The 20,831-nt window shown below is 37.2% G+C and carries 24 protein-coding genes, 1 rRNA gene and 1 pseudogene; 7 read left to right on the forward strand and 19 right to left on the reverse strand.

Annotated elements, in window-relative coordinates; translation table 11 throughout:
- Positions 1-119: ribosomal RNA gene (locus ACNSTQ_RS20980) — 16S ribosomal RNA — on the reverse strand; the annotation flags it as partial.
- Positions 120-752: 633 nt separating this feature from the next.
- On the opposite strand from ACNSTQ_RS20980, the gene ACNSTQ_RS20985 reads away from it, so the two are divergent.
- The gene (locus ACNSTQ_RS20985) at positions 753-920 is read left to right on the forward strand and encodes an imidazoleglycerol-phosphate dehydratase (RefSeq protein ID WP_418201703.1); all 168 of its coding nucleotides are present in this window, start codon (positions 753-755) and stop codon (positions 918-920) included.
- A 72-nt stretch (positions 921-992) separates the two neighbouring features.
- On the opposite strand, the gene ACNSTQ_RS20990 is transcribed toward ACNSTQ_RS20985, so the two are convergent.
- The 5 genes from ACNSTQ_RS20990 to ACNSTQ_RS21010 all read right to left on the reverse strand — a co-directional run bounded on the left by ACNSTQ_RS20990 (position 993) and on the right by ACNSTQ_RS21010 (position 5,052).
- A complete protein-coding gene (locus tag ACNSTQ_RS20990) occupies positions 993-1,583 on the reverse strand; it encodes a hypothetical protein (protein WP_418201704.1) in 591 nt (196 codons plus the stop codon).
- Complete coding sequence (locus tag ACNSTQ_RS20995) at positions 1,570-2,352, reverse strand: hypothetical protein (RefSeq protein ID WP_418201705.1); 783 nt, start codon at positions 2,350-2,352, stop codon at positions 1,570-1,572. Before ACNSTQ_RS20995 ends, ACNSTQ_RS20990 begins: the two co-directional genes overlap by 14 nt.
- 30 nt (positions 2,353-2,382) lie before the next feature.
- Complete coding sequence (locus ACNSTQ_RS21000; protein WP_418201706.1) at positions 2,383-3,711, reverse strand: uracil/xanthine transporter; 1,329 nt, start codon at positions 3,709-3,711, stop codon at positions 2,383-2,385.
- 445 nt (positions 3,712-4,156) lie between these two features.
- A complete protein-coding gene (locus tag ACNSTQ_RS21005) occupies positions 4,157-4,825 on the reverse strand; it encodes a hypothetical protein (RefSeq protein WP_418201707.1) in 669 nt (222 codons plus the stop codon).
- Between the two features lie 101 nt (positions 4,826-4,926).
- The gene (locus ACNSTQ_RS21010; protein WP_418201708.1) at positions 4,927-5,052 is read right to left on the reverse strand and encodes a hypothetical protein; all 126 of its coding nucleotides are present in this window, start codon (positions 5,050-5,052) and stop codon (positions 4,927-4,929) included.
- Between the two features lie 709 nt (positions 5,053-5,761).
- On the opposite strand from ACNSTQ_RS21010, the gene ACNSTQ_RS21015 reads away from it, so the two are divergent.
- Both ACNSTQ_RS21015 and ACNSTQ_RS21020 read left to right on the forward strand, forming a co-directional pair.
- Positions 5,762-6,427: a DUF6544 family protein gene (locus tag ACNSTQ_RS21015; protein ID WP_418201709.1), complete on the forward strand. Its 666-nt coding sequence runs from the start codon at positions 5,762-5,764 to the stop codon at positions 6,425-6,427.
- A 14-nt stretch (positions 6,428-6,441) separates the two neighbouring features.
- A complete protein-coding gene (locus ACNSTQ_RS21020; RefSeq protein ID WP_418201735.1) occupies positions 6,442-6,528 on the forward strand; it encodes a hypothetical protein in 87 nt (28 codons plus the stop codon).
- 200 nt (positions 6,529-6,728) lie between these two features.
- On the opposite strand, the gene ACNSTQ_RS21025 is transcribed toward ACNSTQ_RS21020, so the two are convergent.
- From ACNSTQ_RS21025 to ACNSTQ_RS21040, 4 genes are all read right to left on the reverse strand, one after another.
- On the reverse strand, positions 6,729-7,589 hold the full coding sequence (locus tag ACNSTQ_RS21025; protein WP_418201710.1) for a thermonuclease family protein: 861 nt from the start codon (positions 7,587-7,589) through the stop codon (positions 6,729-6,731).
- Positions 7,590-7,766: 177 nt separating this feature from the next.
- On the reverse strand, positions 7,767-8,183 hold the full coding sequence (locus ACNSTQ_RS21030) for a DoxX family protein (RefSeq protein ID WP_418201711.1): 417 nt from the start codon (positions 8,181-8,183) through the stop codon (positions 7,767-7,769).
- A 119-nt stretch (positions 8,184-8,302) separates the two neighbouring features.
- The gene (locus ACNSTQ_RS21035) at positions 8,303-8,905 is read right to left on the reverse strand and encodes an alpha/beta hydrolase (protein WP_418201712.1); all 603 of its coding nucleotides are present in this window, start codon (positions 8,903-8,905) and stop codon (positions 8,303-8,305) included.
- A 938-nt stretch (positions 8,906-9,843) separates the two neighbouring features.
- On the reverse strand, positions 9,844-10,320 hold the full coding sequence (locus ACNSTQ_RS21040; protein ID WP_418201713.1) for a DinB family protein: 477 nt from the start codon (positions 10,318-10,320) through the stop codon (positions 9,844-9,846).
- 206 nt (positions 10,321-10,526) lie between these two features.
- On the opposite strand from ACNSTQ_RS21040, the gene ACNSTQ_RS21045 reads away from it, so the two are divergent.
- A complete protein-coding gene (locus ACNSTQ_RS21045; RefSeq protein WP_418201714.1) occupies positions 10,527-11,381 on the forward strand; it encodes a methyl-accepting chemotaxis protein in 855 nt (284 codons plus the stop codon).
- A 95-nt stretch (positions 11,382-11,476) separates the two neighbouring features.
- On the opposite strand, the gene ACNSTQ_RS21050 is transcribed toward ACNSTQ_RS21045, so the two are convergent.
- Together ACNSTQ_RS21050 and ACNSTQ_RS21055 are read right to left on the reverse strand one after the other, a co-directional pair.
- Positions 11,477-11,665, reverse strand: a complete 189-nt coding sequence (locus tag ACNSTQ_RS21050) for a hypothetical protein (protein WP_418201715.1) — start codon at positions 11,663-11,665, stop codon at positions 11,477-11,479.
- A 262-nt stretch (positions 11,666-11,927) separates the two neighbouring features.
- A complete protein-coding gene (locus ACNSTQ_RS21055; RefSeq protein WP_418201716.1) occupies positions 11,928-12,119 on the reverse strand; it encodes a hypothetical protein in 192 nt (63 codons plus the stop codon).
- Between the two features lie 659 nt (positions 12,120-12,778).
- Between ACNSTQ_RS21055 and ACNSTQ_RS21060 the strand changes: the two genes are divergently transcribed.
- Positions 12,779-13,489 carry an L-2-amino-thiazoline-4-carboxylic acid hydrolase gene (locus tag ACNSTQ_RS21060; RefSeq protein WP_418201717.1) on the forward strand — a complete coding sequence of 237 codons (711 nt, stop codon included), beginning with the start codon at positions 12,779-12,781 and terminating at the stop codon, positions 13,487-13,489.
- A gap of 185 nt (positions 13,490-13,674) precedes the next feature.
- On the opposite strand, the gene ACNSTQ_RS21065 is transcribed toward ACNSTQ_RS21060, so the two are convergent.
- Positions 13,675-14,175, reverse strand: coding sequence for a hypothetical protein (locus tag ACNSTQ_RS21065; protein ID WP_418201718.1), 501 nt, complete (start codon positions 14,173-14,175; stop codon positions 13,675-13,677).
- Positions 14,176-14,398: 223 nt separating this feature from the next.
- Here ACNSTQ_RS21065 and ACNSTQ_RS21070 point away from each other — a divergent pair, with 223 nt between their 5' ends.
- On the forward strand, positions 14,399-14,707 hold the full coding sequence (locus ACNSTQ_RS21070) for a YciI family protein (protein WP_418201719.1): 309 nt from the start codon (positions 14,399-14,401) through the stop codon (positions 14,705-14,707).
- Positions 14,708-14,819: 112 nt separating this feature from the next.
- Here the strand turns inward: ACNSTQ_RS21070 and ACNSTQ_RS21075 are convergent, their stop codons facing one another.
- The 5 genes from ACNSTQ_RS21075 to ACNSTQ_RS21095 form a co-directional block, all read right to left on the reverse strand.
- A complete protein-coding gene (locus ACNSTQ_RS21075) occupies positions 14,820-15,197 on the reverse strand; it encodes a hypothetical protein (RefSeq protein WP_418201720.1) in 378 nt (125 codons plus the stop codon).
- Between the two features lie 12 nt (positions 15,198-15,209).
- Positions 15,210-15,998, reverse strand: coding sequence for a hypothetical protein (locus ACNSTQ_RS21080; RefSeq protein WP_418201721.1), 789 nt, complete (start codon positions 15,996-15,998; stop codon positions 15,210-15,212).
- A gap of 425 nt (positions 15,999-16,423) precedes the next feature.
- Positions 16,424-17,653: a M20 family metallopeptidase gene (locus ACNSTQ_RS21085; RefSeq protein WP_418201722.1), complete on the reverse strand. Its 1,230-nt coding sequence runs from the start codon at positions 17,651-17,653 to the stop codon at positions 16,424-16,426.
- A 20-nt stretch (positions 17,654-17,673) separates the two neighbouring features.
- Complete coding sequence (gene panF / locus ACNSTQ_RS21090; RefSeq protein ID WP_418201723.1) at positions 17,674-19,128, reverse strand: sodium/pantothenate symporter; 1,455 nt, start codon at positions 19,126-19,128, stop codon at positions 17,674-17,676.
- Positions 19,125-19,406, reverse strand: coding sequence for a YhdT family protein (locus tag ACNSTQ_RS21095; protein WP_418201724.1), 282 nt, complete (start codon positions 19,404-19,406; stop codon positions 19,125-19,127). The genes panF and ACNSTQ_RS21095 overlap by 4 nt, the downstream gene beginning before the upstream one ends.
- Positions 19,407-19,794: 388 nt before the next feature.
- Between ACNSTQ_RS21095 and ACNSTQ_RS21100 the strand changes: the two are divergent.
- Positions 19,795-20,004 (forward strand): annotated as a pseudogene (locus ACNSTQ_RS21100) (hypothetical protein); the annotation flags it as partial.
- A gap of 187 nt (positions 20,005-20,191) precedes the next feature.
- Here the strand turns inward: ACNSTQ_RS21100 and ACNSTQ_RS21105 are convergent.
- Positions 20,192-20,794: a DnaA N-terminal domain-containing protein gene (locus ACNSTQ_RS21105; RefSeq protein WP_418201725.1), complete on the reverse strand. Its 603-nt coding sequence runs from the start codon at positions 20,792-20,794 to the stop codon at positions 20,192-20,194.
- Between the last annotated feature and the right edge of the window lie 37 nt (positions 20,795-20,831).

The following is a 20,831-nucleotide window of genomic DNA, read 5'->3' on the forward strand; positions in this document are numbered from 1 at the left end:
GTTACTCACCCGTCCGCCGCTAACTTCATAAGAGCAAGCTCTTATGAAGTCCGCTCGACTTGCATGTATTAGGCACGCCGCCAGCGTTCGTCCTGAGCCAGGATCAAACTCTCCATAAAAGTGTTTGCGACGCACACGGATGTGCTAGCATCGGCGTTGTCACAGGACGTGACGATCTTAGCCGATGTTCCTCGCAGTTGAGTTTGACTTGCTCTTTGTCACAAACGTGACGTTTTTAAAACATTGACGAGATATCATGTATCTCATTTATTTCGCTTGGCTTTTTGTTCAGTTTTCAAAGAACTTTTGTATGTCGTTTGTAAGCGACAAAATTGATTATATCATAGTAATAAATTCTACGCAACAACCTTTTTGAAGGTTGTAAATGTAACAATTACTACTTCAAATCCCTTCTCACCTTCGTCATTAGGGACAAATGCTATCTTACCATAATATAATTCTCATCGCAAGTACTTTTTAAAAAATTATCCGCTCATTTTGCTTAAACTAAACTTATAAGCACATTGTTTAATGACGATTAGCAATGTAATACAATAAAAAGTTCTGCGCAATCAGTTGAATAATAATTACTTTTTTTGCGAGAGGTTTATAAATTTACCATATAACAAAGAAAAAAACAAGCCATTATTGTGAGTGTAGAAGTGAAGTTATTATCTTCCAAACATAAGCTGTGCTTATGAAACTCAAAAAGCTTGGAATAATAACCTCTGTAAACGATGGGAGGTGTACATATGACAAAGCGTAACAATAAAGGCGGTAGTAAAAATCAAAGCGCCCCGGAAAGACACGGAAAATTAGACACAGAATTTGGCCACGAAATCGGGGATAACAATAAGGGAAAAGAATACAACTCTAGACGTGGAAGCAAATCTCAATTAAAACACCCTAACAATCATTAAAAAGATCTGTCCTTCGTCGCACATGTCTTTCATTCGACGAAGGACAGTTTCTATATTAAGCTGGTGTGTAATTTATAATTTATCAAACGTATTAAATACTTTTTCTATAGTATTATCTGCGGTAATGTCCGTAAGTGGAATACGTTTACTTGTAATTTTTTTCACACCCCAGTAATAGCGGTTACTTTCTTCCTGATCTCTCGGGATGATGTGTAGATCATCTCCGTTTTCCTGTATATTCATAATATCATTTCGTCGTAGAGGGTAATAAAACCGCCAATGATTGGACGGGGAACAGCCTGACTCCCAGTTCAATAAGCTATCATATTCAAATTTGGACAGACGGACACAAGGAAGACCTTCCATACGCTCCAACTCCAAATTCACATTGAACAACTCTATCTCCATCACATATATTGGCCCTTCCCGCCATCCATTTTCTAGCTCAATGTGATCTTTATTCTGAAATAAAATGATGAAATCTTGAATAAACCATCCCGAAACTTTATTATCCGACTTGTACCGTAGAATTTTGTCTACAGCAGCTGTGTAATTACTTTTTTCGGGTCCAATTGCTTTGCAATATTCTATTAGTTTTTGAACATTTTCATAGGTTTGATATACAACGTGGAAAGCATTCCGGATATTATCAGCTGAACTCATAATAGGACCCTCCGTTAATTATTTGTTTTGTTTTAAAAGTTATGTATATTTCCTTTTTCCTATTAAACTGGAAGTATACGTTATGATCTATTGGTTGCGGAACATCAATTTGCATATTCGTAAAATCCTCAAACCCTTTTCGCTTAAGAAGTGTCATAACATCATTTATAATGACTTGATAATATGGTTCACTTATAGGTAATTTTTTTAACTGTATTAAGATTTCCTGCCATGAAATATATGCAAAAGCCACATCAGCCTCTAAAATATTTCGCTCAATAACATCTTCATAAATATTCTTACAAGCACTGCGGTCAGCAATAAGTAAAAGCAACTTCTTTTTTTGTCTTCCTTTTTGCGAAATAATACGAGACTCTCGAGCTAACTGGTTAATACTTTTTCTCAATTCTATTTTTTTATCGCTTTCACTATTTTCGCTATTGGAAATATCATCATCTGAAGAGAGTCCACTCGTATATTTCAGTTCAATTCCAATGATCGCCTCTTCGAACTCAATCAGTACGTCTATTTCACCTTCACGATCATACGGCCAAAATTGGATCTGATCCGCCCAAAATTCACATTGGATCTTTCCGATCGTTTCACCAACTGACTTGGGGTAGACTCCATTTGCTAATATTTCCCCGATTCCACTAGAAAAAGGCATATACCTAAAAGCGCCCAACACATTCCCTGTTAAATTATCTTCTAACCGTTCTGATAAATTAGAGCCAAGACGACTAATTTTCCCCTTAACTTCAGCAATCATATGGACCTCCACCTCCAATCGTTAATCTTATTATTTGATTTGATGACCTAAACTTTGTCCTTTTTCCACCACTTTCTTTTTCGTTTGTGACAGATAATAGATCAATTCACTGAATAAAGCTGCTAAGATTCCCATTAATAAGCCGTTTGAAACGAGTGGTTGAACGAGTACGGGTATTTGCGTAAATGCCTCTGTTGGCAGGTTCATAATCGACATGCCTAACAACGCTGGAAAGGCAATGCGATAAATCGTTTTTGAAGTGAACTGCAAACCTTCAATATTTCTTAACGCAGATCGAAATAACTGCAAATAGGCAACAAACAAAATCGTATTTCCTACACTATGAGGAATTGTCGAAAAGAACGCGCTTAATGCCGGAATAGCACCAATGATGATAAATAGGCCTGACCCAATGAAAAACGGTAACCGCTCTTTAATTCCTGTTGACTGTAAAAAACCGAGTGAAGAGGCGTAAGGGGCATAAGGCACAAGTCCTAACATCCCTGAAACTGACGTATAGCCGCCAGACAGCATGAGAGACGCCCGATATTGCTTCGGTTGAGTCTCCCTCTCATAAATATCTTCCGCCCCTTTTAAAGTCGCGATCGTATTCGTTGTATTCAGTAACCCAGTGATGACAACAGTCAGGATAATCCCCCATTCAAAACTAGGCTCACCCCAAGGAAACCACGTTAGAAAAGGTGTTGCTTTTACAGAACTGACGGTTTCATGCTGCAAGAGGAAAATCGCTCCAATCCAACCGATTGCCATTCCGATTAGTAAGGAAAGATTACTGATGGCACCCTTCCCTTTCACATTCAGAAAAATGGTAATCGCTGCGATCACAAAAGAAAAGCTAGCGACACGGACATCAATGTATTCACTTTCATTTAAACCTAACATTCCTTTTAAAAAGATATAGATTAATTGATTGGCAAGCAGTAATAAAAAAACGAACATCACAACAGGCGTGAACCATTTCTTCAACAACTCACCAAGTCCTAACGCTCCTAATATTGAGACGATCAGACCCGAAATAATAGCTCCAACTGCGATACTGCCCCCTATTGTCGTCAACTCGACATTTAACGTACTAGCCGTTGCAGCAAGACTTAAAATCACACCCCACCATAATCCAGATTGCCCCTCCATCAAAGCATAACGATGTCCGATCAGCCCTTGCAATATACAAGCGACACCGGTAAAAATAAAAGAACGCTGAATAGCAGACACAATTTCAATTTGCTCTAAGTCAAATGCAGTCCCAATGGAAATCGGTATAACAACGGTATTAGCAAACATAAAAAATAACCATTGGAACCCACCTAAGAAGGCAATACTAATCGGTAACTTATTCACTACCTGACATCCTTTCACCTTGAAGTAAAACATAAATTCCTAGCATAATACCAAATATTTGTAATTCCGTCTATAGGTAGTTAGAAGATTGATAGTTTAAACGGCTGTCCCAGTAAGCAAACACTTCTTCCAAAAGAGGCGGAACCATTCAAATAATTCCTAGTGAAGAGCGACGGAATCACTAAAAAAGAAGCAACTACTAGGAGATAGTTACTTCAGAATAGGAATATGAGATCTTTTCCGTGTGTCGAATACTGGTTATGCTTTGCATAATCACAATGTGAAAGTTAAAAAGGATAGGGAAGGATAACTACAATCATAAAACTGACCGTTCCACTCCGCGTCTTTGTTCTATTTTATTATGGCAAGAGTATTCGTTCCCATTACTAGTATATTCTGTTTGCACGAACGCTCCCGAAAACACAATCACGCTAAAGGAAAGAACCTATTTCAACTCCATTGAAAACAAATTCTTTTCATGTTCATTCAATACCTCAGACTCGAAGGTTTTAACGATTTCAATTAGTATTTCAGTCGTAAGTTCTTCGGATTTATATTGTTGTATGTATTGGCCTACTATTTCTGTAAACGTTTCTTCTACCACATCTATGTAATAGCCGGTACTGGAAAAGTATTTGATTGGAGAGATATCCTCTAGATCGACCAGCTCGTTATATGCTTGAAATGATTGAATAATGGATATTACATCCGTTTCAGAATAAGATAGGATGATTTCGAAATCTGTTTTTTGCCCATCCTTTGTTTCAAATGAATAGGATATGGTATCTTCAAATGGGATACTAGCACGAATATATACAAATAAATCTTTGTCCGTAGTAATCAGTCCCTTATTCGCAGCGTTTTCTACTATACTTCCGTCCCCTTTAATCACTAGATCATGTTCAACAGGGTAAAATACCCTATACTCATCCTCAAGAAGATAATCCGTCCCTATTAACGCTAGAAGAGTGATACCGCCGATCACCCAATGATTTGCTTTGATCTTAAGCCATTGAAAGACTTTCCAAACAATATATAAATACAATAGAATAAAAATGGAATTCCAGATGATCCAGAGAATAGGATGTAACCACGTTGGAATTAAAATAGTCAATATCTCACCTCTAGAAAAAATGAATATGGTTTACACTAAATGACTTGCCATCGTTGCCTGTGTCTTTCAAAAGTTAAACCCCTATCGGCACCTGTAGATTGTTATCGGTTTCTTCTATTAATATCTTCAAGAAGCTCAATTATTTTCTTATTTTGTTTGGTCTGTTCTTGTAGGTACCCAATTACGGTTCCTATCCCAATAATAATTATGACCAAAAATATCCACATAACGATCCCCTTTCTATGGCGCCGCTCTATTGCCGCCAAGTTCGTAAAACTCTAATTCTCCTAACAAGCTATTTTAGTGTTCGACTTGTATTTTTATTCATTACAGGAGGGTGCTCCATAGATTAATAGCAACATATACTTATTTTAACATAAATACCATTTTATATAGTGAGGTTTCTTGGGAATGCTTTCCTTAGAATAGCGTTGAAGATTGCTAGTTTCAACGATCCTTTGACTTATTTGGCACGAGAGGATCTTATTAGTGAAAAAAATAATGTTGGACAATTGATATGGCACTGGGAGGCCCTTATCTGTGAAATAATCAATCGTTTAACAATGATACGGCACTGAGAGGCCCTTATCTAGCAATATATCTATGAAATCTCAGTGATTAATAGGAAATAAGGGCTTCTGAGTGCCCTAATGACCAAAATTGTTCGATTTCAGGTGAAATAAGGGCCTATCAGTGCCCTAAAATAACACGTCGCGTTCAGCCTCTGCTTTTAGAAGATTAATCGACTCACTCAACATCCTCCCCGCCATCATTTCGGTAACATTCACAATCTTTTCACACGTATATTTACTTGGAGCAGAGCATTTCGATTATGGTTAATATAGGAAACATGTATGGAGAAATACAAGTGATTAGCTAGAAAAATTGGTTAACCTGTAGGAAAAGGTTATGTGTAGACGAGAGGAGTCGTTATCCATGCTAAAAGTTTATAACAAAGAACGGATGGAAGAGATTTCAAAGATTTCTAGTCCATATCCGGATGTTTACTTTACTGAAGAAAAAATAGCTAATTTGCCTATACCGATCCAAACGTATTTATATGCGACGGGATATATCAATCAGCCGATGATGTACAATGCGGATGTCATCTGGAAAGAAAGTTTTATCAAATTAAAATCAAATAAACCATGGCAACAACTAGAAACCAAGCAATTTAATTCGATTGATCCGCTCGTTCGTATCGCCTATATGAAGTTTTTATCGATGCCAGTGTCTGGGAGGGATATTTACCGAAATGGACAAGGAGAAATGAAAGGAAAACTTTTTAATCTTTTTACAGTCATCCACGGAAAAGGAAAAGAGGTGTCTCAATCTTCTTTAATTACCGTGTTTTGTGAGTTTCTTTTTATACCTGCTTACCTATTTGGACCTTACGTTTCCTGGGAACAGGTGGATGAGAGGACGGTTAAGGCGCAACTCATAGATGGAGATTGTGAGGTTTCTGGCTTATTTCATTTCGATCAGGAAGGGTTATTTTCTCGATTTGAAACGGATGACAGGTATTACGATAACGGAAAAGGGAAATTTGAGAAAACCAAATTTTCGGCAATTGTCGATAGCTATCAGCTTGAGATGACCTAAAAATACCAAAGGATGTGCGAATCGTCTGGCATTTACCAGGCGGTGACTACGAATACTACAAAGGGACGATTGATAGGATTGTGTTTAATGTAAAAGTGTAATGTTGTTCCAAAATATTTTTAGTGTAGGCAAATTATTAGGCTTTGGTTAAGCAAGAAAGTTGGAGCATATAGCAGCTGACACAAAAAGGACTGTCCCTCACTTTTCTATGGAGACAGTCCCGCTGATCGAATATCAAAAAAGAAACCGATGGCTATTCATCCTACTTTTATGACCACGATACTTTTTTCATATTAAAAACTTACCTCTTCGACTTCCTATACCCTGCCGCAACGGCTTCTTCTTCTGTACAAAACATCTCTTCTGGATTGGTTCTGTCATAAAATTGGCCGCCTGGGACGTGATAGATGAATTCACCGCTTGAACTGTGGTTTCCTTTAATCGTTGGATTGTCACAGCCCGCTTTTGGAGCTGGTGTTGCAGCGGTTTCTTTCTTTTCTTCTACTACACTTTCATCAAATCCGCGATCGGTTGCATAGTTTTCAATACTCCAAATGCCAATGGCTTGTTGTTGGGCTTTTTTCTGGATTTCATAAAAACGATCGACATGCCTTGTGTTAGGTGCAAACACATAAGCCACTCGGGCTAGTCCTTTTTCGAGGAGTAGCTCATTAAACATTTTGTCTCCTACCCATACATAGGCCAGCAAGCGGCCATAGCGATCTCGTTCACCAACATCCATCTCTAGGTAGACTTTTTCTCCTACCGGCATCATGTCTTTCGCTAACTGACTTGATTCCGGACCAAATGGCTGCACTGGTTTATTCGGATGAACCGACTCTGGCGTATCCACCAATAACAATCTCACCCGTTCTTCCTGACCATTATCGAGCTTCACAATGATCGTATCCCCGTCGACCACTCGAACGACATGAGCTGGAATAAAGCCTGTCTTTTCTTCATCTGTGTCCTCGGTCGTTTCTTCAGAACGATCTATGGCATGATCCAGTGTTTCTTCAGTCTCTTTTTCTTCAGCCTCTAATTCTTCTTGAATTTGTTCTTCGATCTCTTCCGTAACTTTTTCTACGGGTTCGGCTTCTGGTACCTCGCTGCAACCCATTAAGAATAAAATAGTTAAAAATAGTAAAACGGTTTTTTTCATCTTTTACCCAATCCCCTATTAATAAATCTACAAATGATACTATATTTATATAGTTCTCTGCATCATCTGAATATCTATTATAATACGGAATTCGATTGAAGAGTAGATTGAATAAGGGTTTCTACCAGCTTTCTAAAATTGCTATTATTTGATTATAGTATCTTGAATTCGAGATACTTAAGCTGATTTTGTTATTGAATGTAAGTCTTCTTTCCCTTTTAAGATTAGTTGTTCAAGCGAATACAATTTACTACCATTTAGTACTAAGAAGACAGCTACGGTAAGCAATACAAGATCATATTCATATCCATCTAAAAACCCGGCTGGTAATTTCACTGTAAAAATCGCTCCAACCATGATAAACCCTATTAAAGTAGAAACAATTCGTGTTCCAATCCCTAAAATTAAAGCAATACCACCAACTAATTCAATGATCGCGACAACATAAGCAAGTGCCCCTGGTAATCCAATGCTATCAAACCAACCAGCCACATTTTCGATACCACCTTGAAATTTTGCCGCACCATGAGCTAAAAATACAACCCCTAATACGACTCGTAATAAAAAAGCTCCCATTTCATTTTTGTTTGACATAACGTTCTCTCCTCCATTTTTTGTAATCCACTCGTAATTAATTTTACTTTTTATTAGTACATTATTATTTAATTTAGTTAGAAGATAGTATACAAGGCTCTATTTTGTTTATTATTTTTTTATAAATTGTGATACCATATGGCCGCAGCTTCTACCTCTTCGAATGTCAACTGATGACCTCTATTTTCCCAATGTAACTCGACTTCTGCATTCGCTTTTTCTAATATCGTTTGTAATTCAGTAGATTCCTGTGGTGAACAAATAGGGTCATTCGTTCCAGCTCCAATAAATACAAATTTTCCTGTTAAATTCGGAAGTTGAATTCCTCTTCTAGGTACCATCGGATGATGAAGAATTGCACCCTTTAAGGCATTTTCATAGTGAAATAATAAACTCGCGGCAATATTGGCTCCATTCGAGTACCCAACGGCAATCATATTGTTTCGATCAAATTGATATCTTTCAGCTGCTTCATCAAGAAATTGATTTAATTCATGTGTACGGAAGATGAGGTCTTCTTCGTCAAATACTCCCTCCGCTAGTCTTCTGAAAAATCGTGGCATCCCATTTTCTAAAACATTACCTCTTACACTTAAAACGGAAGCTTCATTATCTATTCTTGCCGCAAGAGGCACTAAATCCAATTCATTTCCTCCCGTTCCATGAAGTAACAATAACGTTGGTTTCGCTGAGTTTGTTCCTTTATTAAATATATGTTTCATGATTGATCTCCTTTCATATAGAAATGATGTTGAATTCTCCTTTTAGATTTTATCTTGAATTCGAGATATTAACTTAAAAAAATTTACATGCCTCTCCATCCATTTCTATTACCTTAAAATTATCTTGAATTCGAGATAATTTTATAACAATTTATTTTCCTATGTCAACTGTCTTTTTAAATTACACATTTTAGATATTAAATTTAACAGTCAAGAAGCCCACCATTTGATGACCACGCAAAGTCTGATCGTCATGATAGATACATATTATCTCAGGCGAGACAAACACTCTTTATATTCACGCCAAGGAAGAAACAAATTGATATCGAAAGCCACTTTCTGGAAATGTTAGGAAGGATCAACTGAAGTGTAAGGCTGTGGGTAATTGATGCTTGTAGCGTAAAATCTTTTAACGAGATCTTATCTGGACCACATCTCTGATTTTTATGTTCATGCGGCTTTTAGCCATTATTTTTGCTAGCCGGACTGAGAAGCCCTTATTTGTGGAAAAATCATAGATTTTACGATGATAACGGACTGAGTGGACCTTATATAGCATAGTAGCCACGAATTTCCCTTGATAAATACGAAATAAAGGCTTCTGAGTCCGCAAACACCTTCAATGTGGTGAAATATTTGGAAATAAGGGCCTCTCAGTCCGCTAAAAGTTTACGAGAGCTTCATATGCTTCTTTTCATTAATATAGATTATATCAATCACTTGTTGTTCCTTCTGTTTTCGCTACCCTTTACTTGAAGGACAATTACTCAAAGTCTATTTACCATCTTTTCTTTTTAGCTCTTCAATTTCTTTTTGAAGTTCCCTGATTTTTAAATCTTTTTTTCTATAACTACTTTTAAACCATAGAAAAAATAAGATTACTAGGCCAATAATAAACAGTAACATTATCGATAGAACAGCTATCTCGTACCTATATGTCATCTTGTTAAATATGATTTAAATTTTCTACTAATAAAATTAGCAGGTACGGGGTTAAGCTCTAATTCTCTGGACCAAACAGAGAGTTGACCCATGTGGTGAATTTCATGAACGATTATATGATGTAATATTTCTTCAGCAGTATATTTCTCCTCGTCCCAAGGAACACTCACGACTTCCTCTTTTAGTTCATTTAAATTTTGTTTCAGAAATTCAGCTACTTCGCTTCGATATCGATTAGAAAGAGATTTAACCTTCTCAATCGTATCGTAATCAGCAAATTCAACTACCACGTCTTTTTTGCCTTGAATTCCACGTATCCAACTGTATTCAACATCAATAATATGAAAAAGAGTATGTAAAATACTTCCTACTCCACCCGTTCGGTCTTTTATCAAATCTTCATTTGATAGTTGATTACACCAGTCAAACCATTCGTCTCTTATTTGCCAATTGTATTCAAAGAACTTTATCAATGTAAACTCTCCCCCTATATTATTCTTTATAACATTAGCTATTTACGGGTTGCCTCCCGGTTAGTTCAATATTTTCAAACTACTAAATTCTACTTTATACGTGTTATTTTGATAAATCAATTATTTTGAGTCGTTTCATTAGCTAGAAATAGATATATAGTTATAATATAATAGTATAAAAGTCCGAGAAGGGGATTGGTTATTTTATGGCAATAGTAACAACAGTCAATAACAACTCTACAGAAGAACACTCAACGAAATTAGAAACATTCCTTGAAGTAATTCCAATCATTCATTCCATGCTACCTGATGTAGGAATTGGGTTAACGAATACAAAGGAATGGATTGCCTATTTTCCTGGGAAAAAAATAAATATTGGTGCAAAAAAGGGGTTAAAAATTAATCCTGACGAACCTTTAGCCGACTGCATTCAAAAGAATAAAATTATTGAACAAGAGGTACCTGCTGAATTTTTTGGATTTCCATTTAAAGGATTAGCCGCACCCATCGTTGTAAAAAATGAAGTTATTGGTGCATTAGCTATTCAAATCCAAGAACAAAGTGAAATAGAACTACGAAGAATTGCAGATCAAATCGTGACCTCAATTACTCAAGCGAACGAAAGGATAGCTAAGATATCTGAAAGTGCGGAAGGCCTTGCTGAGATAAGTAATTCACTGCTTGACCAGTCGAATCAAGCATCCAAGCAAATGGAGAGTACAGATGAAGTGATCAAATTTATAAAAAAGATTGCTGACCAGACAAATTTATTAGGGTTGAATGCTTCCATAGAGGCAGCACGCGCAGGCGATAGAGGGCGAGGCTTTGATGTAGTAGCTAAAGAAATTAGAAAACTATCAAACGAAACGGTTTCATCTACAGAAAAAATTAGTAATACATTAACAAACATGAAGCAATCGATTAATGGAATTACAACAGCAATAGAGAAGGTCGTTACTGTAGGACGTGAACAGGCGTTATCAACAGAAGAAATCTCATCTTTCATTGATGATATTGAAAAAATGAGTAAAGAACTTAACAAATATGCATCCGAATTATAGCCAATTGCAATCCGAATAGATTCGGACGCGACCATTAGCAAGGGCTCAAGGCTGTCTCATAAGGTCATAAAATGACCATGAGCAGCTTTTTTTGTTCATTTGTGACTGTCTATTTTCTTTTTAAAGTTAATCGCTCCTTCATAATCTTCCCATTCGCCAATAATGAATGTTAATTCTCTTTCATTTGGTCGGCCGGATCCATTTGTCTCCGTCGCACTTACAGTAGCAACAGCTACACTGAAAACCAACATCATGATAACTAGACATTTGACACTCGTTTTCATACATTTACTCCCCACTTTAAGAAGTATGATTAGTACCCGCGCTAATCCATTAATGAAGTTAGCGTGCCCATTTCGGTAAATTTATATTACCAAAAAATAATTAATAATCGTTCGTTGTTCACCATAAAAAAAGACCGCTCTCCATGGAGCGATCGCAACTTTTCGTTAGGCCTGCCTTTTCAATCAAGTATCTCTATGTATTTAGTAACTTATCAACTATCGCAACTCTATCCACCATTTGCTTAGAAGTAATTGCGGTCACCTAAAATCCACTTGTCAAAGAAATAATCACAATTAAAACGAACACTACCACCGGTGCCAAAATGTATACGTACGTCATATTTCTCGCAGACTTTTCACTACTGTAATTAGACCCATCTTCTTTTGTCACCTGTATCGTCATATAAAAACCAACCAAACAAATAATAATAATGATGGTAATTAAAATACCCAAATCGCCTCACCCACCTGTCTAAAAAGAATACGAATGTCTATCACACTACTAATCTTGGTATCGAGAGCTATCTTAAAACCTCTAATTCTAGTTTCTGCTGTTACCTATTGTTAGGAAAACCAACAAACTTTAACCATCTTCACTAGCCATTTTCAATAATTTCTACTAATTGTTTCAATAATTTCAACTGAGCCATTCCTATGCGGACTCACAGGCCCTTATTCTCTATGAATCCGCTATTTTTCAGACTTAAGGGAACTGAGAAGCTCTTATTTTAGTTAATCTATGTGATTTCATGCTAGATTTTACGAAATAAGGGTTTCTGAGTGCCCTAAATTGTAAAAAGTGTTCCCTTTTGATCAAATAAGGGCCTTAGAGTGCCCTAAACAATTTTGACGCGTTCTTACTCTGCTTTTGCTTTTCAAGTCGTGCTCGTATTTGTTTTTTATAGCGTAACTACTTTCTTTAATTAAAACATGTTCGACCGTAAATATGCAATTCCCCTCATTAATCCCTACTAAAATGAGAGAACTCCTCCACCCTTATTAGCCCAATTATTATAAAATCCAATCGATTCCTACAAACTTTATATGAATTGAATGATTTAAACGATAAAGATATAATAGAATAATAAATAACTAGACTAGGGGGCAAAAACGATGGAAACAAACAAAACTCCATTACCACCATTATCGATGTATCGAATTACAGCAAAGCTATTTACGCATATAGAAAAATCCGTTACTTCTTCTTTTGGCATCCAAGGGAAAAAGTTGCTGCAAAAAGGCTTAGAACGCTTCGGATATCAAGAGGCACACGATATCGCGGAACAAGCAACTCGCGAAGGTGAAGATCATGTATTAAGTGATTACATTCCACAAGAGTTTTCTCGCGTCAATAAATATGGTGATCTAACGATTTATAGTCAAATGGCTAAGTTATTTGCGCAAGTTACGAAAGCGGTTGTAGATGTGTACGGTGAAGACGGTCAAGATGCAATCAGAGAAGGTGTTCGAACGTTTGGGGAAGAACGCGGCAAAGGAATTGCCCACAGAGCCGCGCACCTCGGGAAACCGAATACCATTGAAAACTACCTATCCAACTATGATATGGGGCGAAGTGAACTTTTTGAATTTGAAAACATCTTCAAACCGCAATCGATTGAACAAACCTTTACGAAATGCCCATTTGGTCAACAATGGGCCGATGACAACATGCACGAATATGGGATTTTATATTGTCAGATGATTGACCCTGCTGTCGCGAAAGGATATAATCCAAATTTTGAAGTTGAACATGATCAATACGTTTTAAAAGAAGGCGTGTGTCATTTTAACTTCAAGTTAGAGGAAAAGTCGAAGCAGGAATAATATCGACGTCATGTACAAAAGACAGGAGTTTGCCACCCGATTCTTTGGGACAGACTCCTTCTTTTTGTAGAGAGTTGCAAGTTCTTATCCCAGGACAGCTTTTAATCCATCGGTACTACCTTTTTTATTAATTTCTACATCCTTGGCACGAAGTTGACAGTTTACTAATTAATGGTTTTTTCTTCTTACTTCATAAATCGTTGCACATAGGCTAACATCGGTTTTTCAAATAGTTCCGCATCATCTACAACATCTATGGACGATTCAGTGACTTGAATAACGGCCGACTGGATCGTCACTTTTTCAGCATTATAGTTTAACAAATATCCTAAAGAGCTATCTTCATATATCCTTAAGTTTTCATAGGGCTGAAAGTCAGCTGGCACATCTTCTTCAAAATGTTCTTCCACCTCATCTTCACTGATATAAACATATGTATGACCATCAATACAATCCAGTTCTTTATAAATCGCATTTGATGAAAAATTAACATATACATACTTTCCGTTCTCAATTAATTGTTTGTACAGTTCCTCAGCTGATTCTGAGTTTTCTTCATCAAATTCAAATTTCTTTGGAGAACTTATACTAAAAACATTTGTAGTCATCAGTTCCTCCCCATCTTTACTAGCAGTTTCTAGAAAGGCTTTGAGATCGATTTCTTTTAACTCTAATTGTAAATTCATTCCGTTACCTCACCTCTAATGTTTAAATTAGTCGACTATACACAAGTATGCTTCCTTATTCTTAACATAGTTTCAATTCCTAATACTGAATATAAGTCCAACCGATAGAGTAAAAGTCCTTAAAAGGCAGAGGTAACAGTAGCTTAACGAAATGGTGTCAGTATAGTACAATATCATAGAAGAATTTGAAATACATACAAAAAGAATAAAGGAGTTATAACCGATGCAATTTATAATTACTGCTTATGACGGTACGGATGAAAAAGCGCTTGATAGAAGATTAGGTGCTAGGGAAGATCATTTACAAGGTGTAGAAGAAAGATTTAAAACAGGCGAGCATTTATACGGGGCAGCTCTTCTGGACGAAGAAGGAAAAATGATTGGTTCTGTTATGGTCGTCGACTATCCATCAAGAGAGGCGCTGGACGGGTGGCTGAAGGTGGAACCGTATGTAGTTCAAAACGTATGGCAAAAAATTGATATCCAGCCATGTAAAGTTGCACCAACTTTTATGAAGCTTTATGAGGGGTAAAGGTTTCCCTTTCTTTCATACTGCCAGTTTTGCTAATTCCTATTGAATATTTGAATATTTAAGAAGTACCAAACACTGCACTCGTTTGGTACTTTATTATTAACTATTAAGTTTATTCAGGGTAATAAAGATATTTTCTTAGTGTTACATCACGGTGTTGCAATGTTTCTCCATTAAACCGTAACCAAATTTCGTCATCCGCCATAACACCGTGTGTTTTGCGAACAATTGCCCAGCGATTATAACTATTCAAACCGAGTTCATGAAGTAATTCATCCGCATTGACTCTAGTCTCAGGAAAGACTCGCCACTTCAGCCACTTTTCTATCTCTTCTTTTGTTATATACCCCTCTGGATTTGGTGAGAATTGTTTATTAAATCCTTCAATATAATTTTTTACGTAAGGCCTGTCACTTCCATCGGGCTTTAAATCTACAGTTGCAATGACATCATCATACAACATAACATCAAATTTCATATAATCTATCATTTGTCACCTTCTTTAACCGATAATTATTTTTTTTAGACGGACATCTCTTAATTGGGAAAGTACAACGTCCTTCGCTCTACCCACATCGTAAGGAATTTCATCTAGCTTTTCAAGCAGCATGCTACGATCAATAAATGGTTCTCCCTTGTACAAATCCAACTGTTTAGTAAAAGAAGAGTTAAATGGCTTACCTTTCACTTGTCTTTTTAAAATACTAAGGGGTTTATCCAGTGGGTAGTCTTTAGTATCTGATAATAAACTTAATCCATGGTCAAAAATGGGCGCCAGTTGCCAAACTTCTGTCTCAGGATTAAAGAGAAATAAGATGTTATTTGTATGTCGATCTTCATTAAGTATAAAAGCATCAAATGCTAGCATTTGAGCAATTTCCTGTGATACATCTAACCCGGTAAACTTATGGATCTTTTCCATTACAGCGTTAAATTTTTCTGATGTGGAGTATCCATTATGGTTTAAAATGTCATCGGTTGATTCAAAGTTTGCCTCAAATAAGCGCTCGAGTGTTACTTCTTGCAACATCCCACGAAAATCACTAGAATAACACCCTTCTGAAACCGTTCCATCAACCTTTTCAATCAAACAAGGTGTATATGAAATGAAAGAAGTTTTCGGTAACGTTGAACAACTTAGAATTAGAGAGGCTACATACTCTGCCATATTTTCATAACCTAGAGTATTTTCTTTAATCCATTTATTTCCGACAAACCATTTTGATTGATCACCTTTACTAGATGTACTTACAATCATTCTAGCTTCACTAGGGATTCGAATTTTCTCCATTTGATACACCTCCGTTCTATCTTTTATGCTATCATCCGTTTACTTACTGGTTTATAGATACTAATTAAAACTATATTCTTTACTGTATTTGGGATAATCGCTATAATTTTACTTGGCTTTATTATAGCAAACACTTGTTTTGTAAGCCATAAAAAGACAGGCTATCTTACAAGTTAAGGTTGCACCAGCTTGAACAATAATCTCTATATTAAATACTACATTTTCTTAGTTTTTCCTTTAAAATAGATCAGCGGACTTATTTTATAATTCACAAAAGGCTGACTCAAACCGGTCACTAAATGTGCCTTTTGAGTCAGCCTCCCTTACATTTGGCTATTCCAGATATTTATCCTTATTCTCTTGGTTCTCATTACTTCTATTAAAATGGCAACAAACCTTCTAACCTATCTCACCCGTCACCTGTATCACTTTTTCCCATTCAAAAAAATCAACGCAGCTGTTCGATAGATTTCGGTCGTTTCGGCTAACTCTTCAATATCCACATATTCGTTGATTTGGTGGGGTACTTCGCGATCCCCAGCCCCAGTTGTAACGATAGGAATACCTTCTAGATGAAGAAACGTTCCATCTGTCGCTCCAGGTACCCCGTTATAAAAAGGTTCTTTTCCAGTAACCTTTTGGTACGCTTGGGCTAATGCTTGAACTACGGGCTCCTCTTTACTTGTTTCGGTCCAAGGGCGGTCTTCGATTACTTCAAATTCAGCTTTGAAGTCAGGATCTTCTTTAGCCAGGTTGTCTAAAATGCTTTGAATTTCTCTTGCGATTTCATCGTGAAATTGTCCCGGGATGGTTCGAATGTCTAGGGTTGTCATACATTGATCCGGAACCACATTGATTTGCGCGTCCCCTTTTACAGGCGCTTGAAGGATCGTTGGGGTAATACTTGGCCAGCCAAGGAGCTCGTGGCGCCCTAATCGCGTTTTTTCTCGACTTTCGTATTCATCGAGTGCACAAATAATTTTCGCCATTCGAGTGTTTGGATTGATTCCACTTAAAGGCATCGCGCCATGAGCCATTTTACCCTGTACGCGAATGACTACACGCATGGCTCCTTTTTGAGTAATACACAGTTGGTTTTCTTCAGGCTCGCAAATAATAGCCCCGTCCACACCTTCTGCCCAACCTTGCTTAATAAAATGCTTAATCCCGATCATCATTCCTTCTTCATCACATGGAATACAAAGAATGATCTTACCTGACCAGTCCTCTTGATCTCGAAGAAGCGAATGAACAGCAGTGATCATACAAGCTAAATTACCTTTCGTATCGTTGGTTCCACGGCCGTACATCCGTCCATCTTCAATAACAGCACTGAATGGCTTGTAGTCCCACGCTTCAATGTCACCTTCTGTTACGACATCGGTATGACCTTCAAACAGAAGGGTAGGTCCTGGTTTGCCAGAATCAATAATTCCTATGACATTTGGTCGTCCGGGCTCAACTTCTTCCACATGTACGTCAATACCTAACTTTTTTAAATAATCAGCAACAAATAGGGCGACTTTCTCCTCATTACCCCCTTCAACCCCCGGACGGTACACACTTGGAATTTGAACGAGTTTTTGAGTTAATTCTATGACCTCTTGACGATCTCTTACTCTTCTTTTCTCTATGTTTTCTAACGATTGCGGCATGAAACTCCTCCTCTTTTGTATTACGCACGCAACTCACTTACATTAGAGATGGATGCTTTTTTCGTTAACAAACTAAACACAATGAAAGCCATAAAGGATAGGACGATAGGAAATACAACCGTATGCAATCCAAAGACATTCGGGAAGTACGTATGAATAACGATATAGGCGCTCATCCCAACGACCATCGAAGCAATGGCACCATTTTTATTCCCTCTTTGCCAATACAGTCCCATAACTACTGGCCAAATGAAGGTTGCTTGAAGGCCACCGAATGCAAATAAATTTAACCAGATGAGTAGATCAGGAGGACTTAATGCCATCGTGAAAACAAGAATTCCTAAAACGGCGGTCACACCAAAACTGACTCGCTTGACTTGTTGCATCGTTGCACTCGGTTTGACATAGTTCAAGTACACATCTTTTACAACTGCTGAACTAACGAGTAACAACAACGAGTCCACCGTAGACATAATGGCAGCCATTGGCGCAGCTAGTACAATTCCCGCTAGCCAAGGAGGTAATACTTCCATTGCAATCATCGGCATCACGGTATCTCCAACTTCGATTCCTGGCATGACAGCTCTAGCAAATACCCCTGTTAAATGCATACCTAACATGATGAAACCAACGACAATCGTTCCGGTAATTAACGCACGATGCATTGCCTTTGAATTTTTATAGGACATCGCACGTATAGCAACTTGTGGCAAGGCTAAAACCCCGACCCCTACTAAGATCCAGAAGGAAGAAACATAGGCGGGTGTTAAACCACCATCATGACCAAATGGTGTGACAAGATTAGGGTTTTCAGCCACCAGATCAGCCATAATATTAGAAATTCCACCACCAGCAATAATTGTTCCGACGAGGATAACTAACGTACCAAAAAACATGACGACCCCTTGGAGTAAATCGGTAACGGCTACCGCTCTAAAGCCGCCGATAATAACATACATGAGAACGGCTACAGCAAAAATGAATAAAGCGGACGTGTAATTCAATCCGGTTAACGAAGAAATTAGTCGCGCACCACCAACCCACTGGGCAGCCATTGCCGCAAAGAGGAAGACAATGATACTAAAAGCCGATAATAAAACGACCCATTTACTATTGTCATAACGGTTACGTAAAAAATCAATCAGTGTAATCGCTTTATATTTTCGGGCATAGATGGCAAACTTTTTACCGAGGACCATTAATACAAAATACCCCGTTGCAACTTGAGCCATTGCTAGAAGAACCCATCCTAACCCTTGGGTATAAGCAACACCAGGACCCCCGATAAAACTACTAGCACTTCCGTACGTAGCAATCATGGTCATGGCAAGGATAAAACCACCAAGCTCACGACTTCCTAAAAAATACTCTTGTAAAAAGTCATTCGACTTCTTGAGATGTCCAGAAGACCAAAAACCAACAATAAAGATTGCAATTAAAAAGATGAGTAATGGAATAATAACAGGCCAATTCATTCAGACCCCTCCTGCTCATCCTCAAAGTCTACTTCTACAAAAAACTTTTTAACCATGATAATAACAATAATAGCCATTACGAAAAAACCAACAACACAGCTATAGAAAAACCATGCTGGCATCCCAAATACATAAGTATACTCTTCAACAGGAGACGATCCTAAACCGTATGCAAAACCAAACCACCATATAAAATTAAAAATGACGAGACCAACACCAATTAGGGCTTCACGGTTTGCAATCTTAAATCGAGGATCATTTTGATCAATTTTACTCATATCCCTACTCCTTCTCCTAAAATATCGACTGTTAAAATAGTAGAAAAGCTTGATTAAACAAAAATTTGGATAACAATCATTTTCGGTAACAAATTTGTGAAAATATTTCGATAATGATATATTACTATTTTGCTTAATCGAACACCTCCTTTTAATACAAAAAAATTAAAAGTTCTTCTCTCAATTTGGTAGAATTGGATATTACTGTTTAAATATTACGAATATTTTAACTCCTATTTTAAACTAGTCGTCCATCTAGTGCATTAGACAAACCGTGAAATTCAATATGGGCTTCATTTTACATATAGTTAGAAGTAATTATTTTGAGCGGTGATTCTCCTCTTTCCCTTTACAATAATTTAACATTAATCCTCATTGACGAACAAACGATCGGATGTTCATCTATTTTAGTCGGCTATACGAGAAATATCGTCGCCCTATTGTTCCTATCGCAATTTTTAGTTATGATAAAATTAAACTTGAATTTTTACGAATGCTTGTTCAACTTAAACTCGATCCTGCTCGTCAAAAGCTAGTTCACGGGATCTTTGAGAAATATCACAACCTTTCTGCAAAAGAAGAATTAGAGTTAAATGATTATTTTCAACATATTTCATAAGTGTTGTTCCCAGCTAAATTAACTATTGAAATTGATGTTTTGGTTCAAGTTTGTATTTCATAGATAGCAAACGAATTATAGGCAAATGCAGAGCAAATAAGGGGACGGTCTGCAACTACAGGCCGTCCCCTTGACTTAGTATTAGTCAGATTAAAATCCCCTATCTTTATGGATTTGTCACAAACTTAAGAGAGTAATTACGTCCAGTCAATTCTTTTACAATTTCCTTAATGAAACTGCTGTATCTAACCTCTACCCAATCTCGTTGAAACTCGTTTTTTGCAACAACGACCCATGTATCGGTATCTTTTTCTTTGTAGGCTGTTAAATGAGCCAACCAAGTCTCAAAACTTGGTTTTGAAATTTTCTTTTCTGCAACGGCTAACACTTCATTGAAGAAATCAGAAGCATCTTCGAAATTAGCGACATCTTCTACAGCAACCTCAACCTTCTCATCAGGTTGTGAAGTTGAACGTGAATTCGACAAGTATTGTTCGATCAGGTGTCGTGGAATGGTATCTAGCGACTTTTCGACCCCTAATTGATAGACGAGCAATTTCAATACTTGTTGTACCTCAGCGTCATCATAAAGCAACTTCCCGTTTCTTGGCATTTCCCATTTCTCGGGTAGTATACTTTGCGCTGTATCATAATCTACAAGCTGCGGCTCCAGCTTCAATTCTAAAGGGTGGATATTTTTTTGCTTATTACATTCGTCTTGAGCGATTTCCTCTCGTCCATTCATTAAATAAGACTGGTCTTTATTCATGAATATCCCTTCCTTCACATGAAATCATCCGCGTACA

This window comes from Alkalihalobacterium sp. APHAB7, from assembly GCF_048323755.1.
Classification (GTDB): Bacteria; Bacillota; Bacilli; order Bacillales; family Bacillaceae_F; genus Alkalihalobacterium.

Coding starts and splice junctions, on each gene's coding strand:
- ACNSTQ_RS21045 (WP_418201714.1), top strand. CDS start 10,527: ATGGCAATAGTAACAACAGTCAATAACAACTCTACAGAAGAACACTCA.
- ACNSTQ_RS21025 (WP_418201710.1), bottom strand. CDS start 7,589: ATGAAAAAAACCGTTTTACTATTTTTAACTATTTTATTCTTAATGGGT.
- ACNSTQ_RS21075 (WP_418201720.1), bottom strand. CDS start 15,197: ATGATAGATTATATGAAATTTGATGTTATGTTGTATGATGATGTCATT.
- ACNSTQ_RS21050 (WP_418201715.1), bottom strand. CDS start 11,665: ATGAAAACGAGTGTCAAATGTCTAGTTATCATGATGTTGGTTTTCAGT.
- ACNSTQ_RS21105 (WP_418201725.1), bottom strand. CDS start 20,794: ATGAATAAAGACCAGTCTTATTTAATGAATGGACGAGAGGAAATCGCT.
- ACNSTQ_RS21015 (WP_418201709.1), top strand. CDS start 5,762: ATGCTAAAAGTTTATAACAAAGAACGGATGGAAGAGATTTCAAAGATT.
- ACNSTQ_RS21010 (WP_418201708.1), bottom strand. CDS start 5,052: ATGTGGATATTTTTGGTCATAATTATTATTGGGATAGGAACCGTAATT.
- ACNSTQ_RS20995 (WP_418201705.1), bottom strand. CDS start 2,352: ATGATTGCTGAAGTTAAGGGGAAAATTAGTCGTCTTGGCTCTAATTTA.
- ACNSTQ_RS21095 (WP_418201724.1), bottom strand. CDS start 19,406: ATGAGTAAAATTGATCAAAATGATCCTCGATTTAAGATTGCAAACCGT.
- ACNSTQ_RS21070 (WP_418201719.1), top strand. CDS start 14,399: ATGCAATTTATAATTACTGCTTATGACGGTACGGATGAAAAAGCGCTT.
- ACNSTQ_RS21085 (WP_418201722.1), bottom strand. CDS start 17,653: ATGCCGCAATCGTTAGAAAACATAGAGAAAAGAAGAGTAAGAGATCGT.
- panF (WP_418201723.1), bottom strand. CDS start 19,128: ATGAATTGGCCTGTTATTATTCCATTACTCATCTTTTTAATTGCAATC.
- ACNSTQ_RS21030 (WP_418201711.1), bottom strand. CDS start 8,183: ATGTCAAACAAAAATGAAATGGGAGCTTTTTTATTACGAGTCGTATTA.
- ACNSTQ_RS21035 (WP_418201712.1), bottom strand. CDS start 8,905: ATGAAACATATATTTAATAAAGGAACAAACTCAGCGAAACCAACGTTA.
- ACNSTQ_RS21080 (WP_418201721.1), bottom strand. CDS start 15,998: ATGGAGAAAATTCGAATCCCTAGTGAAGCTAGAATGATTGTAAGTACA.
- ACNSTQ_RS21060 (WP_418201717.1), top strand. CDS start 12,779: ATGGAAACAAACAAAACTCCATTACCACCATTATCGATGTATCGAATT.
- ACNSTQ_RS20990 (WP_418201704.1), bottom strand. CDS start 1,583: ATGAGTTCAGCTGATAATATCCGGAATGCTTTCCACGTTGTATATCAA.
- ACNSTQ_RS21065 (WP_418201718.1), bottom strand. CDS start 14,175: ATGAATTTACAATTAGAGTTAAAAGAAATCGATCTCAAAGCCTTTCTA.
- ACNSTQ_RS20985 (WP_418201703.1), top strand. CDS start 753: ATGACAAAGCGTAACAATAAAGGCGGTAGTAAAAATCAAAGCGCCCCG.